Genomic DNA, 14431 nt, shown 5'->3' on the forward strand with positions numbered 1-14431 from the left:
CGCCCGTGGCCGGACCCAGCGCCAGCGGGCCGCGCTCGACGCCCGCCGGCTGCGCTTCGGCGTTCCGGCCCCGGCCGGAGCGCGGCTGCTCGGCCGGCGGTGTGGCCTCGTCCTGCGGTCCGGTCGGCCCGGTGGGCTCCGCCGCCCGGGCCTCGGCAGCGGCCGCCCGGACCAGCTCCTCGGCCAGGCCCGGCAGGTCGGGCAGGACGGCGGTGTCGGTCTCCCGCGGCACCTGACGGCCGCCGTTGGCGGCCTCGCGCGCCGCGGCGGCGCGGGCCGCCGCCGGGTCGATCGGCAGTTCCACCACATAGGTGGTGCCCGCGTGGCCCGGCAGCTCGTGCGGCTGCAGCACCCCGCCGTGCCGTTCGACCAGACCGCGGGCGATCGGCAGGTGCACCCGGCTGCCGCCCCGGCCGGGGCCGCGGACCTCGATCCGGGCCACCTCGCCGCGCTGCGCCGCCGCCAGCACCACCATCGGCTGCTCGCTGCCGAGCGGGCCGTTCAGCTCGCCGCCGGTCACGTCGGCGACCAGGTGGGCCAGCGCCTGGGCGAGCCGCTCGTGGTCGACGGTCACCTCGACCGGGGCCGCGTGCACCGAGAAGCGCAGCCGGCCCGGGCCGACCAGCTGACCGGACAGCTCCACGGCGCGGGCGACCAGCTTGTCCAGCGAGGTCTCCGCGCGGTTCAGCGCGTCCTCGCCGTCGCCCTCACCGCCGTCCCGGCCCTCGGCGCCGCCCTCGCGTTCGTAGCGCTGGTGCGCCAGCACCCCGTCGATCAGCATGCCGAACCGCCGGCAGTCGTCGGCGAGCGCCCGCAGCGTCCAGTTGGCCTCCGGCCACAGCTGGCTGGCCGGGTCGCCGACCAGGGTGTCGATCCGCTGTCGCAGCGCCTCCAGGGCGCCGCTGACCTCGGTCTCCAGCACGGCGGTCAGATGCTCGGCCCGGGCGGTCAGGGCCAGCTCGCGGGTCCGGTCGGTGAAGGTCATCACCGCGCCGACCAGCTGCTCGCCGTCCCGCACCGGGGCGGTGGTCAGGTCGACGGTGACCGGGCGGCCGTCCTTGCGCCAGAGCGTGGCGCCGCGCACCCGGTGCTTGCGGCCGGAGGCGAGGGTGTCGAGCAGCGCCGACTCCTCGGCGGCCAGCGGGGTGCCGTCGGCCCGGGAGTGCTGGACCAGCGGGTGCAGCTCGCGGCCGCCCAGCTCGCTGGCCCGGAAGTCCAGGATGTGCGCGGCGGCCGGGTTGACCAGGACCACCCGGCCTTCCAGGTCCACCCCGAGCACGCCCTCGGCCGCGGCCCGCAGGATCATCTCGGTCTGCTTGTGCTGGCGGCGCAGTTCCGCCTCGACGCCCAGCTTGCTGGTCAGGTCGCGGACCAGGAGGAGCAGCAGGTCGTTGGGGTTGGAGGCGCGGCCGCCGTCCCGGTACGGGTCGTAGGGGACCAGGGGGGAGAGCGCGTAGCCGCGGCCCTCGCTGCCGCCGTCGTCGGCGAAGTCGTTGCCGGAGACCTCGACCGGGAAGGTGCTGCCGTCGGTGCGCCGGGCGGTCATCCGGACCGGCTCGGCCGCTTCCTGGGGGTCCTTGGGGGCGGGCCGCATCGAACCGGGGATCCGGCTCGGGTCGAAGTCGGGGAGCAGATCGAGGACGCCTCGGCCGACCAGGGAGGTGCCGGGGGTCTGCATGCTGAGCACGGCGGCCTGGTTGGCATCCACCACGGTGCCGTTGCTGTTGACCAGCAGCAGCGCGTCGGGGAGGGCGTCGAGTATCGCGGCGAGGCGAGCAGCGCCTCGGATCGGCCTGCTGCTCACGTCGACAGGTCTCCTCACGACTTACGACTTGCGGTTCGCGCTCGCGGACCGGGCTGTCTCCGGGGGTTGGAGTATCCCATTGTTTTTGCCGAGAGGACGACCCGCCTAGTAACGTAACCAGCGGTTGGTGCCGGAGCCCCGAGCTGTGGCATCATCGCATGCACGCGGTTCGCAACCGGAGACGGTGGCGGCCCGGGTGGATGGAGGCTTCGCCTAGTCCGGTCTATGGCGCCGCACTGCTAATGCGGTTTCGGGGTTATTCCTGATCGAGGGTTCAAATCCCTCAGCCTCCGCCAGACGAGAGCCCCGTCGACTTCGGTCGGCGGGGCTCTCGCCGTCTCCGGAGTAGGACGGGGTCGCCGGCTGGGGAGCCGGCCGTGGGGGTCCGCCTCGTGGGAGTCGGTTGTGCGGATCCGACTCGTGGGAGCCGGCCGTGGGGATCCCGCCCGGGGATCCGGTCCAGCGACCCGGCCCCGCCCCCTGCGGGTGGTCTGACCCGCCCGAACTTATCGATTTCACCCCAGGTCGACGGTCATGTAATGTTGTTCCCGCACCGCCCCGGAGGCCAAGTCGCCGGGGCGAGCGCTCATAGCTCAACGGATAGAGCACTTGACTACGGATCAAGAGGTTGCAGGTTCGAATCCTGCTGAGCGCACCACCTGTCGAAGGGCCCCTCATCGAGGGGCCCTTCGGCGTTTCCGGGGTCGATCGCCCGGCGACCGTCGACCGTGAAGCCGATGTGATGCCCGTCACTCCGCACCCGTCCGGGTGGTTCTCCCGGCGTGCCTCGAGGTTCGTCCGCTGACCGACAGTTAGATCGTGATTTCTTCTTGTCACATCGTGTGCACAGGAGGATCTCATGCCCGCGAGATCGCCACGCCGCAGCCGCAGGGGCGGCGCCGGGACCCTTCGGACGGCCGTGGTGGCGGTGGTACTCGCCACCGGGCTCGCGGTCGGCTGGCTGCCCGCCGTCTCGTCGGCCGAGCAGTCGCCGGACTCGTGGACGGCCGACCAGCGCGCGGTGCTGCGCTCCGGGCTGGCCGTCGACCTCGACTTCGCCGCCGTCCCCGGGGTCACCGTCCAGGCCGCCCCGGGCGCGCTGCCCGACGGCGGAGCGCAGTACGTGGACGGGATCCGCCCCGGCGCGCCCGCCGAGACCCTGCGGCTCGCCGAGGACCGCCCGCAGTCCGACGGCAGCTGGCGCACCCTGGGCACCCTGCAACTCAGCTTCTCCCGACCGGTGCGCAACCCCCGGCTGCACCTGAGCGGCCTGGCCGGCGCGGCGGACGGCCCCGGCGGCCGGACCAGCTCGGCCCTGCGGCTGAGCGTCATCGGCGGCAGCCCCGGCGGCCCCGCGCTCACCTCCCGCTCCCCGTGGCAGGGCTGGACCACGGCCGACGGCAGCCTGGCCCCCGGCAGTCAGGACGGCAGCGGCGACGCGAGCCTGGACCCGGCCGGCAGCCTGGAACTCGACGGCACCTTCGACACCGCGACCTTCCGCGTCGAACGCCGCGACACCGCCGCCCACGGCAGCAGTACCGCGCCGCCGGACCTGACCCAGGCCTTCACCGTCACCCTGGACGAGACGCTGGGCAGCGCACCGGTCGGCTACGGCAACGCCTCCCACGTGATCTCCGACCTCTTCCTCGGCAGCGACGCGCTCGGATCGGTGCCGACCACGGGCCTCAGCCACCGCGGCGGCACCGGGCCGCAGCCGGCGCCGCCCGAGCTCCAGCCCGGGCGGGTCGAGCACGTCGCCAACGACCCGGCGGTCAGCTTCCCCACGGCCGCCTCGATCGGGAACTACTACGACGTCACGGTGCCGGTCAGCCCCGGCCCGACCGGCGCGACCCTGGCCGGCTGGATCGACTTCGACCGCGACGGCCGGTTCGACGCCGCCGAACGCGCCCAGGCCGACGTCCCGCCCGGGGCGACCAGCGCCACCCTGGAGTGGATCGTGCCGCCCGGCGTCTCCGCCGGGGACACCTGGGCCCGGCTGCGGATCGCCCGCGACCCGGCCCAGGTGGTCTCCCCCGACGGCTACGCGGACGCCGGCGAGGTCGAGGACCAGGCGATCCGGCTGGGCGTCGGCGCGGCCAAGCCGGAACTCACCAACCCGGTGCCGGGCACCGAGGTCGCCGACCTGCGGCCGCAGTTCAGCGGTGACGCCGGGGTGCCCGGGGCGACCGTGACCGTGCAGGAGGGCGGCGCGACGCTCTGCCGGGCGGTGGTGGACGGCGACGGGAACTGGAACTGCCGCCCGACCGACGCGCTCGCCCAGGGCGCGCACACCGTCCAGCCGGTCGAGACCACCAGCGGCGGCGTGCCGCTCGCCGGCGACCCGGTCCGGATCACCGTCAACACCACCCCGCCCGCGGTGCCGACGTTCACCCTGCCCGAGTTCACCAACGACCCGGGCCTGCTGCTCACCGGCACCGGCGGGCCGGGCAGCACCGTGGTGGTGACCGACGGGGACGGCAGCGAACTCTGCCGCACCGAGGTGACGGACCGTCGGACCTGGTCCTGCCTGCCGGTCGAGCAACTGGCCGAAGGCCCCCATGTCCTCACCGCCACCGCCACCGACGAGGCCGGCAACCGTGCCGTCGGGCACCCCACCACGCTGGTGGTGGACACCGTGCCCCCGGCCAAGCCGGTGATCACCGTGCCCGGCCCCGGCGAGGAACTGCACCAGCTCCGCCCCCGGCTCGCCGGCACCGGCGAGCCGGCCAGCACCGTGACCGTGGTGGCGGGCGGCGGCGGTGCGCTCTGCTCGGCGGTCACCGCGGTCGACGGCAGCTGGACCTGCAACGCCATGCGGGACCTGGCGGTCGGGGAGCAGCTGCTCACTCCGACGGCCACCGACCGCGCGGGCAACGCGACCACGGGCGACCCGGTCCGGGTGCGGGTGGTGCTGGCGACGCCGAGCGTGAGTGCGAGCGCGAGTGCGGGGGTGAGTCCCGGGGTCAGTACGAGTGCGAGCGCCAGTCTGAGTCCTGGTGCGAGTACGAGCCCGCAGGCCAGTGCCAGTGCCAGTGCCAGTGCCAGTGCCAGTGTCAGTGCGAGTGCCAGTGCCGGCTCCAGCCCGAGTCCGAGCCCCAGTCCCAGCCCGAGTCCGAGTCCCAGCTCCAGTCCCAGCCCCGGCACGGTTCTCGTGCCGATCCCGGTCCCTGCCCCCGGCCCCACGGCCGGCGCGACCCCGAGCCGGAGCGCGACCCCCAGCGCCGCGAGCCCGACCGCAACGAACGCGGCCGGCCCCGCACCTGCCCCGACCTCCCCAGCCCCGGCGTCCCCCACCCCTACACCTGCACCCACCCCCGCTCCCACCCTGCCGCCCGCCGTTTCGCTCGACCAGGCGTTCGAGCTCGCGCCGCCGCCACCCCCCGGCGCGACCCAGGCACAGGCGCGGGCCGTGGCGGAGCTGGAGGGCTGGCGGGTGGTGAGCTGCGGGGCGCTGCTGATCCTCGCGGGGCTGACCTTGATCCTCCGGCGGATCCTCGCCAGTGGCCCGGGCAGTCGGCGGCGCTGAGGTCCGGTCAGCTGAAGTGGCGCCACGCCGACCGACCGTCCACCAAATGTCGCATATGAAGAGTTATGTACTTAATCTGACCATGTGTAAGACATCGACCCCGAGGATCCCCTGATGGACGTCCCCCGCGACCTGTCCCGCGTCACCCTCGCCGGGGCGACCCCGCTGCCCAAGCGGCCCACCGGCCTGCGGCCCGCCAGCGCCCAACCGGCCCCCCTCGAGCCCGCCCCCGCCCCGACGCCTGCCCCCGCCCCGACGTCCGCCCCCGACCCCGTCGCCACCAGCCCCATCCCCGTCGTCGAGGCGCTCCCCGCGCCCCGTCCACAGCTTGTGGACACCCGGGCCGAGGCCGCTGCCCGGCGCCCGCCGAAGGTGGATCCCCGGTTGCGCGAGCGCGCGGCGCTGGCCCTGCCGGGGTGGCTGGCGGTGGCCGCGCTGCTGCTCGCCGCGGGCTCGGTGGCGCTGGTGCTGGGGCGGGTCGGGCTGCTGCCCCGGTTCGCCGAGCCGCTGCCCGACCTGCGTGGCCCGGCGGCCCGGGCGGCGGGCGGGCCGGTGGTGACGGGGTGGGCGCTGGCCGGCGCCGTCGTGGGTGCGCTGGTCTGCCTGGTGGTGCTGGTGGGCCTGCTGGCCAACGCGGGCGGCGAGACCAGGGTGCTGAGCCGCTGGGGCCGGTACCGCGGGACGGTGCGCCGGACGGGGCTGGTCTGGGTCAGCCCGTTGGCCCGCAGGCACCGGGTCGACGTCCGGCTCCGGCACTGGCGCAGCGAGCCGGTGCGGGTGACGGACCGGACCGGTACGCCGATCGTCGTGCGGCTGCTGGTGGTCTGGCGGATCAAGGACACCGCCCGCGCGGTCTTCGCGGTCGGCGACCACGAGGACTACCTGCGCGAGCAGATCCACGCCGTGCTGACCCGCACCGCCAGCACCCTGCCCTGTGACAGCAACGCGGCGCCCGGCCCGGCGCTGCGCGACGGGCAGTGGTTCGCCGACGAGCTGACCCGCGCCCTGGTGGCCGAGGTGGCCCCGGCCGGGCTGGAGGTGTACTCGGTGCAGCCGGTGGCGCTGGAGTACGCGCCGGAGGTGGCCGAGTCGATGCGCCGCCGCCGGTTGGCGGACCTGGACGCCGGGCTGCGCACGGTGCTGGTGGACGACGCGGTGGAGGCGGCCGCGCTGGCGGTGCGGCGCCTGGAGCGTGCCACCGCGCACGAACTCGACGAGGCGGCCCGCAGCGCCCTGATGGAGCAGTTGCTGGTGGCCTTCGTCGCGCCCGCCGGTGTGCCGAGCGGGCTGCCCGGCACCGTCCCGGGCCCGGCGGCCGCGCCCCAGGCGCAGCCGCCACGGGTGGCCAACCGGAAGAGGGAAGGGAACCGCGCATGAAGATAGCCAACGGCCCCGGCGCGATCGGGTTCGAGGAGTGGATCGGGCAGCCGCCGGATCCCGCGCGGTGCGGCTGCCCGTCCTGTGCCGCCGCCCGGGCGGCCGCGACGGCCGCGGCCCGGGTGGACCGCGAGCGAATACCGCGGTTCGGCCTGACCGTGCGGGGCGCCTGCCTGGCCACCACCGTGCTCGCCGGCGCGGGCACCCTCGGCCTCACCGTAGGGGCCGGCCCCGCCGCTGCCGCCGACTCCGCCCCCACCCGTCCGGGCTGGGACGGCTCCCGCTACTGGTTCAAGAACGCCGCGGGGGAGTGGCGGTACACCTCGCACTACGACGTCTACCTGAGCCGGACCGGCCAGTCGGCGGCCGGCCAGTCGACGGATGACGACCCGGCGATGCGCCAGGGCTGGGACGGTTCTCGCTACTGGTTCAAGAACGCGGCGGGCGAGTGGCGCTACACCACCCACTACGACGTCTACCTGAGCCGCACGGGCCAGTCGGCGGACGACGGCTCCGGGATGCGCCAGGGCTGGGACGGTTCCCGCTACTGGTTCAGGAACGCCGCCGGCGAGTGGCGCTACACCACCCACTACGACGTCTACCTCGGCAACACCGGCGGCACCGCCACCACCAGCGACGAGGCGAGCCCCGCCGCCACCGGGGTCGAGCAGGCCGTCGACTACGCCCTGGCGCAGCTCGGGAAGCCCTACCTCTGGGGCGGCGACGGGCCGGACGGCTACGACTGTTCGGGGCTGGTGCAGCAGGCGTACCGCCGGGCCGGGATCGAGCTGCCCCGGGTGGCCGACGACCAGTACGCGGCGACCACGCCGGTCGCCGCGGACCAGCTGCGCCGCGGTGACCTGATCTTCTGGTCCGACAGCGGCCGCGCCTCCGGCATCCACCACGTGGCCATCTACCTGGGCGACAGCCGCTACGTCGAGGCCCCGCGCCCCGGCCGCAGCGTGCGGATCGCCACCCTCAGCGCGGGCTACTACCCCACCCAGCTCGGCCGCCCCTGACCACGGACCGAGCCGGTGGGCCCGGCACCTCGGGTTGCTGTCCACAGCCTGTGGACAGCAATCCGGGGTGCGACGGACTCAGGCCGGCGCCACGGTGGCCGGCTGCACGCCGTGCCCGGCGGCCACGTGTCCAGGGCGGCGAGTACGACGGTTGAACAACCGGCGTCGCCGGGTGGCCGTTCCGGGGCGGGCGGTGATCGTGGGGACCCTTCTGTGTCGGTTTGGCGCAGGCACTCACCCCGGAGAGGGGCCGGACTGTCCTGATGAGTCCGGGATTGGTTAGAGTCCCATGCCATGGCTGAGAACTATGAAGACCCCGCCGGCAGCACCCAGATGTTCCGGGCCTTTGTCGAGACCCCGGCCGCCCAGGCCACCCAGACCAACGTCTCGGTGCACCGCAGCAGCGGCGGCAGCAGCCGCACCGGCGTGATCGCGCTGGCCGCGATCGTCGCCATCGCGGTGATCGTCGGCGTGGTCTGGCTCGCCGTCAAGTAACGGGACCTCAGCGCGCAGCCGCCGGGCGGGCGGGCCGTGCTCAGCACGGCTCGCGCCAGGCGTCCAGGTTCAGGTGCTTCTCCATCGAGCTGAGGTCCAGCTGGGCGGACTGCGCGCAGTACTGGTCGTTCGGCACGTTGTACTCGACGTGCAGCACGGCCTTGCCCTGCTTGATGAAGGGCGTCAGTTCGTCGCACTCCTGGAACTCGGCGCACTGCTCGTCGACCGAGAAGTCGAAGTAGTCGACGAGCTGCGCCACCTGGTCCGCGTCGTTCTTCAGGGCCACGCCGAGGCCGCGCTGGTGCGCGAGCTGGGCGATCATCTTGTTGTAGGCCAGCTGGTCGTCGGCGGTGATCGGGAACCCGGTGTGGTTCTGGTAGGCGTCCAGCAGGTCGGGCTCCACCGCGTCGAAGCCCTTCTCCTTGCACATGTCGAAGCGCTTGGCGATCAGCGGTTCCAGCACGCCCAGCTGCCGGACGTCGAACCACTTCTCGCCCTTCCAGCCGTCCCCGGAGCCGAGCACCGCGTTGGGGAAGGCACCGGCGTCGGGTCGGAAGGTCTCCCAGGCGCCCGCGTTGACGTAGCAGATCACCTTGCGGCCCTTGGCGTGCAGGGCGGCGACCACCGAGGCGTCGTTCTCGAAGCCGTCGATGTCGTACACCGGCACGTCCACCGACTGGTCGACTGGTGTGGTCAACTGCCACTGCCAGGCGGTGCCCGGGGTCGGGTGCCAGATGCCCTGGGCCGGCGAGCCGCTCGCGCCCGGCGAGGCACTCGCGCTCGGCGAGCCGCCGGGCGAGCCGCTCGGGGTCGGTGAGCCGCTCGGTGAGCCGCCCGGTGACCCGCTCGGCGAGCCGCTCGGCACGGAAGTCGACGGCGCGCCGGTCGGGTTGACCGGGCTGCTGCTGCCGGAGGGCACCGGGTTGGGCGGGGTCGAGTCGTCGTCATCGCCACCGCCGCCGTCACTGGCGCAGCCGCTGGCGAGCACGGCGGTGGTGGTCAGGAGCAGCGCCGCCAGCAGGGCGGTGGTACGACGGGTCACGGCGAGCACTCCAGGTGGATCGGTCGAGGTGGTGGAGTGGCGGGGTCACCCGTGGCGGCGGGCCGTTGCTGATGGTGCGTCGGGGCCGGCGTGCAGCCCGTAGGGCAGCGTAGCCCAGGGGTTCGCACCGGAGCCGGGCACCGCGCAGCCGAAGGCGGCGCGGTGCGAGCCGATCAGCGCGCCGGCGGAGCCGGCCCGGGCGGTGGGGACTTCGTAGACCAGGTGGCAGAACCGCTCGGCCGGGTGGTGCCCGGTCCACAGCGGCAGCGCCAGGGCCTGGTACTCCCGCCAGCTGCCCTCGAAGGTGACCAGCAGGTCGCCCGACTCGGGCTCGGCGAAGGCGGGTTCGGGGTGCAGGCCGTGGCCCAGCACCACGGTCTCGCAGCCGGCCGCGCGGGCCGCGGTGGTCAGCCGGCGGTAGTGCGCGAGGGCCGCGGTGTGCGCGGCGGCCTGGTCGAAGTAGACACCGGTGGTGCCGTACCACTGGCGGTGGTTCAGCAGGTCGGCGACGACCGCGGCGTGCGGGCGCCGCCCGTAGTCGGTGTCCACGTAGCCGAGCAACGGGATGCCGGCTGCGGTCAGGTCGGCGGCGGCCCGCTCGAAGGCGGGGTCGGGCGCGGGGCCCGGGCCGTTGGCGACGTTCAGCACCACGGCCCGGACCAGCTGCGGCCCGGCCGCCGCGACCGCCTGCCAGGCCGCCGGGTCCACCTCGGGGTGGACGTACAGCGGCACCAGCAGGCGGGCGGCTACGGGGTGGGTCATCGAGTGCCGGCCACCTGGGGGTCGCCGGACACGCCGGCCCACAGGTCGCGCAGGCTCTGTTCCAGGGTGATCCGGGGCCGCCAGTCGAGCGCCTGCTCGGCCGCCGAGATGTCCCCCTGGTGCCAGGAGACGCTGGCCGACCGGTCCGAGCCGGCACCGCTCTCCTCGATCGTCCCGGTGAAGCCGGCGGCCGCGACCAGGCCCTCGGCGATCGCCCGGACCGGTTGCGCCCGGCCGCCGGAGATGTTGAGGATCCGCGGCAGCGGCCCCTCGACGGTCGCCGCGGCGACCACCGCGGCGGCCAGGTCGCGGGCGTCGACGAAGTCCCGGAAGGCCGACAGGTCGCCGACCGTGACCGTGCCGCCGGGGCGGGCCGCCATCTCGGCGGCCAGCTTGCCGGGCAGCGAGGCGGCGGAGGCCCCCGGGCCGACCGGGTTGAAGACCCGCAGCGAGACCGCGTCCAGCGCGGAGTCGGCCACCGCGAAGGTCCCGGCCAGCTTGGTGGCGCCGTAGATCCCGGTCGGGCGCGGCAGGTCGCTCTCCTTCAGCGGCTTGCCGTGGTCCGCCGGACCGTACTCGCCGCCCGACCCGAGGTGCACCAGCCTGGCCTTCGGGCAGGCGCGTTCGAGGGCCTCGACCAGGACCGCCGGGCCCCGGGCGTTGACCTCGCTCTGGTGCCGGGCGCTGCCGGCCACCGCCCCGGCGCAGTTGACCACCAGGTCGGGGGCCAGTCGGGCCAGGTCGTCGGCCAGCGGCTCGACCTGGGCGTTCGTCAGGTCCACCCGCAGGTGGTGGGAGGGCCGCCGACCGGCGGTGGCCAGTTCGGCCGCCGGCACGTCGCGCAGCGCGTCGGCGATGTGCCGCCCCAGGAACCCGTCACCCCCGAGGAGCAGGATCTTCACGCGGCCCGCCCGTCCGCCGCGCCCACCACGGCGGGCTCGGCCGGCTCCAGTTCGATGGCCTCCACCGCGGCCGCGGCGGTGCGGCCGAGCTCGTTCAGTGCCCGCTCGGTCCGATCGTCCTTGAGCAGCATGGACTTGCGGGAGGCGAACTCGGCGTTGGCCCGGTCGTAGTCGTCCGGGCGGCCGATGTCCAGCCAGTAGCCGTTGAACTCGTAGGCGCACGGCGGGGTCTGGGCCGCCAGCAGGTCCAGCACCAGTTCGTCGAAGCCGAGCGGCAGGCCGGGCGTGTAGGCGGCCAGCGCGGCCCGGGAGACGCCGTAGACGCCCATCGAGACCCGGTAGTCCATGCTCGGCTTCTCCCGGAAGGCCGTGATGGAGCCGGCCTCGGTGGTCAGCACGCCGAAGTCGATCTTCACCTCGCGGGCGTAGGTCGCGATGGTCAGCGGTGCGCCGGAGGTCTCGTGGTGCTTCAGCACGCCGGCGAAGTCCAGGTCGGTGAGGATGTCGCCGTTCATCACCAGGAAGTTCTCGGGCAGCCGGTCGAGCATGGTGAGCAGCGGGCCCATGGTGCCGAGCGGGGTGTCCTCGACGGCGTAGCCGACCCGCAGCCCCCACTGCGAGCCGTTGCCGACGTAGGCGCGGATGATGTGGCCCAGGTGTCCGATCGCGAGCGTGACGGTCTTGAAGCCGGCCGCGGCCAGCTGACGCATCACGATCTCCAGGATGGCGTGCTGGTCACCGATCGGGACCAGCGGCTTGGGCAGGGCGGTGGTGTAGGGCCGCAGCCGAACGCCCTTGCCCCCGGCCAGAATCACTGCGTGCATGGTGGTCTCCCCCACAGAGTCGGGTGGACGTGACGAAGTTGATGTGGACGGGCTCAGACGTTGTACAGGTCGGTCTTGTAGCGGGCCAGGTTGGCCGGGTTGCGGAAGAACTCGATGGTCTCGAGCAGGCCTTCCTCCAGGGTGTGCCCCGGCGCCCAGCCGGTGGCCGTGCGCAGCCGGGTGGCGTCGCAGACCAGGCGCATCACCTCGGAGTTGGTCGGGCGCAGCCGCTGGGTGTCCTCCCGGACGGTCAGGTCGACGTCCATCAGCTTGCCGACCAGGGTGACCAGGTCGCCGACCGAGATCTCGCCGCCGGTGCCCGCGTTGAAGGTGCGACCGACCACGGTCTCGGCCGCCGCGGTGCCGACCGTGTGGAAGGCCGCGGCGGTGTCCTTGACGAACATGAAGTCGCGGGTGGGCCGCAGGTCGCCGAGGACGATCTCGCGGGTGCCGGCGGCGACCTGGGCGATCACGGTCGGGATCACGGCGCGCATCGACTGGCGCGGGCCGAAGGTGTTGAACGGGCGCAGGGTGACCACGGGGGTGTTGAAGCTGGCGTAGTAGCCGTCGGCCAGCCGGTCGCCGCCCGCCTTGGAGGCCGAGTAGGGCGACTGGGTGTTGATCGGGTGGTCCTCGGTGATCGGCACGGTCTGCGCGGTGCCGTAGGTCTCGCTGGTGGAGGTGTGCACCATCCGCGGGATCTCGAGGTGGCGCACCGCCTCCAGCACGTTCAGGGTGCCGCTGACGTTGGTGTCGATGTAGGAGTGCGGGGCCTGGTAGGAGTACGGGATCGCGATCAGCGCGGCCAGGTGGTAGACCGCCTCGGTGCCCTTGACCAGACCGGTCACCGAGCCGGGGTCGCGCACGTCGCCGAGCACGATCTCCACCGAGTCCAGGACGTCCGCGTCCAGGGTCTCCAGCCAGCCGAAGTTGGAGAAGGAGTTGTACTGCACCATGGCCCGCACCTTGTGCCCCCGGGCGACCAGGTGTTCGGTCAGGTGGGAGCCGATGAAGCCTTCGGCGCCGGTGACTGCGACAGTGCTCATGTCGGGGTACTGCCTTCTCTGTGTGGTGTTCTGACGTTGCGTCAGTTATGTGGGGTCGTGCGTGCTGCAGGGTGGGACAAGGTCGCTCAGCGGTGTCTGGTGGTGCGGCCGAGGACGACCACGGCCAGTGGCACCAGCAGGACGGCGGCTGCTCCACAGCCGTACTGCTGGACGGTGCCGGGGTCGGCGCCGGTCAGGACAGCGGTGAGCTCGTACCCGGCCGCCGCTAGGCAGAGGCCGGCGGTGCGCCAGGCGACCGACAGGGCCTGCAGCAGCAGCGCCGTCCACAGGGCGGCGGCGAGCAGCAGCAGGTCGGTCAGCTGGATCGGACCGATCTTGGGGGCGCCCCGCCACAGCGCGTCGGCGGCGAAGGCCAACGCGGCGACGAAGGACAGGTAGCCCAGCAGGCAGCCGGCCAGCGCCAGGGCGGTGCGGCGGCGGAACTCGCCGGGGCTGGCGCTGGTGGCCAGCGCCCGGGTGGCCAGGCTGCGGTAGCGGTAGAGCAGCCACTCGGCCAGGCCCAGGCTCAGGGTGAGCGCCGCCAGGGCCGGCCCGGTGGCGGTGGCGCCGGCCGGGGCGTGCGGGCGGACGGCGTGGTGCAGCTGGGGGCCGAGGCCGGCGATCAGGGTCATGGTGCCGACCGCCAGGCCGAACAGGCCGGCCGCCCAGGTCGCGGACCAGACCGGACCGTCGGCCCGGTTGCCCGCACCGGCGCAGCAGCGGTACAGCTGCCAGCCGGCCAGGCCCACCGCGGCCGCCAGGGTGGCCAGCAGGATCGCCGCCCGGACCCAGGGCGGCAGGTGGACCGCCAGCACCACCACCGCGCCGGCCGAGGCCGGTGCCAGCGCCGCCAGCAGCAGCTTCTCCTGGCCGAGCACCAGCAGCACGGTGGCCGCGCCCAGGTAGCAGGACTGCCCGATGACGAAGAGCAGCGCGTCCAGCGGCCCGCCGACCACCCAGCCGCAGCCCGCCGCGAGCAGCGCGCCCAGCGGCGCGCCCAGCGCGAGCGTGCGGCCGGACGACCGGCGGTCGGTCAGGCTCAGCCAGCTGTACGCCCGGTGCGCCAGCGCCTGGTTGAACGCCCAGCTGACCAGGGTGGCCACGGCCAGCGCGGCCATCCCGGAGGGCAGGCCGAAGCGCAGCCGCTGGGCGGCGAACAGGTCCGCGCCGAGCAGGTAGCCGAGCCCGGGCAGCGCGAAGACCAGCCCGCGCAGCACGCAGCGCCACGGGTCGGCCTGCCACGGGTTGGTGCCGGTGGGCGCGCCGGGGTAGCGGCGGGCCACCTTGGCGAACAGGTCCTCGGCCAGGGTGAAGGCGTCGGGGCGGCCGTAGACCAGCGCGGCCTGCTCGTCGGTCAGTCCGTCCGACTCCAGGAACGCGGCGATCTCGAACGGGTGCACCGCGTCGGCGCACACCTCGGCCAGCCGCTCGGCGAGCTCGTCCAGCGGGTCGGGGCAGACCTCGGGCGGCGCGGCCGAGCGGCCGCGGCGGCGCGGCGGCAGGGTGCGCAGCCGCATCGTCTCCTCGGCCCAGCCGGGCGTCCCCTCGTCCGGGACCAGGCGCAGCGGACCGCTCATGCGCCCACCTCGCAGAGCTCGGTGGCCGCTTCGCGGGACGCGCACCTCTTGATGATG

General features: G+C 74.3%; 10 protein-coding genes, 2 tRNA genes and 1 pseudogene. 6 read left to right on the plus strand and 7 right to left on the minus strand.

Annotated features, from left to right (window positions below):
• On the minus strand, positions 1-1804 hold a 1804-nt coding region (locus ACQRUO_RS20070), incomplete at its 3' end, for a PAS domain-containing protein (RefSeq protein ID WP_428317358.1).
• Between the two features lie 202 nt (positions 1805-2006).
• On the opposite strand from ACQRUO_RS20070, the gene ACQRUO_RS20075 reads away from it, so the two are divergent.
• The 6 genes from ACQRUO_RS20075 to ACQRUO_RS20100 all read left to right on the plus strand — a co-directional run bounded on the left by ACQRUO_RS20075 (position 2007) and on the right by ACQRUO_RS20100 (position 8221).
• Positions 2007-2100: transfer RNA gene (locus tag ACQRUO_RS20075), tRNA-Ser, on the plus strand.
• Positions 2101-2386: 286 nt separating this feature from the next.
• Positions 2387-2462: transfer RNA gene (locus ACQRUO_RS20080), tRNA-Arg, on the plus strand.
• Positions 2463-2723: 261 nt separating this feature from the next.
• Positions 2724-5330, plus strand: a complete 2607-nt coding sequence (locus ACQRUO_RS20085; RefSeq protein WP_428317359.1) for an Ig-like domain-containing protein — start codon at positions 2724-2726, stop codon at positions 5328-5330.
• A 114-nt stretch (positions 5331-5444) separates the two neighbouring features.
• Entirely contained in the window at positions 5445-6707 is a 1263-nt protein-coding gene (locus ACQRUO_RS20090; protein ID WP_428317360.1) for an SPFH domain-containing protein, read from the plus strand.
• Positions 6704-7726, plus strand: a complete 1023-nt coding sequence (locus ACQRUO_RS20095; RefSeq protein ID WP_428317361.1) for a C40 family peptidase — start codon at positions 6704-6706, stop codon at positions 7724-7726. Before ACQRUO_RS20090 ends, ACQRUO_RS20095 begins: the two co-directional genes overlap by 4 nt.
• Positions 7727-8020: 294 nt before the next feature.
• Positions 8021-8221: a hypothetical protein gene (locus tag ACQRUO_RS20100; RefSeq protein WP_428317362.1), complete on the plus strand. Its 201-nt coding sequence runs from the start codon at positions 8021-8023 to the stop codon at positions 8219-8221.
• A 40-nt stretch (positions 8222-8261) separates the two neighbouring features.
• Here ACQRUO_RS20100 and ACQRUO_RS20105 read toward each other — a convergent pair whose 3' ends face one another.
• From ACQRUO_RS20105 to ACQRUO_RS20130, 6 genes and pseudogenes are all read right to left on the minus strand, one after another.
• Positions 8262-9263 carry an endo alpha-1,4 polygalactosaminidase gene (locus ACQRUO_RS20105; RefSeq protein ID WP_428317363.1) on the minus strand — a complete coding sequence of 334 codons (1002 nt, stop codon included), beginning with the start codon at positions 9261-9263 and terminating at the stop codon, positions 8262-8264.
• A gap of 45 nt (positions 9264-9308) precedes the next feature.
• The gene (locus ACQRUO_RS20110; RefSeq protein WP_428317364.1) at positions 9309-10025 is read right to left on the minus strand and encodes a spherulation-specific family 4 protein; all 717 of its coding nucleotides are present in this window, start codon (positions 10023-10025) and stop codon (positions 9309-9311) included.
• Complete coding sequence (locus tag ACQRUO_RS20115) at positions 10022-10927, minus strand: NAD-dependent epimerase/dehydratase family protein (RefSeq protein ID WP_428317365.1); 906 nt, start codon at positions 10925-10927, stop codon at positions 10022-10024. The genes ACQRUO_RS20110 and ACQRUO_RS20115 overlap by 4 nt, the downstream gene beginning before the upstream one ends.
• A gap of 119 nt (positions 10928-11046) precedes the next feature.
• A pseudogene (locus ACQRUO_RS20120) lies at positions 11047-11751 on the minus strand (nucleotidyltransferase family protein); the annotation flags it as partial.
• A gap of 53 nt (positions 11752-11804) precedes the next feature.
• The gene (locus tag ACQRUO_RS20125; RefSeq protein WP_428317366.1) at positions 11805-12797 is read right to left on the minus strand and encodes an SDR family NAD(P)-dependent oxidoreductase; all 993 of its coding nucleotides are present in this window, start codon (positions 12795-12797) and stop codon (positions 11805-11807) included.
• Between the two features lie 86 nt (positions 12798-12883).
• The gene (locus tag ACQRUO_RS20130) at positions 12884-14374 is read right to left on the minus strand and encodes a hypothetical protein (RefSeq protein ID WP_428317367.1); all 1491 of its coding nucleotides are present in this window, start codon (positions 14372-14374) and stop codon (positions 12884-12886) included.
• Positions 14375-14431: the final 57 nt, after the last annotated feature.

This window comes from Kitasatospora sp. LaBMicrA B282, from assembly GCF_050325825.1.
Taxonomy (GTDB): Bacteria; Actinomycetota; Actinomycetes; order Streptomycetales; family Streptomycetaceae; genus Kitasatospora.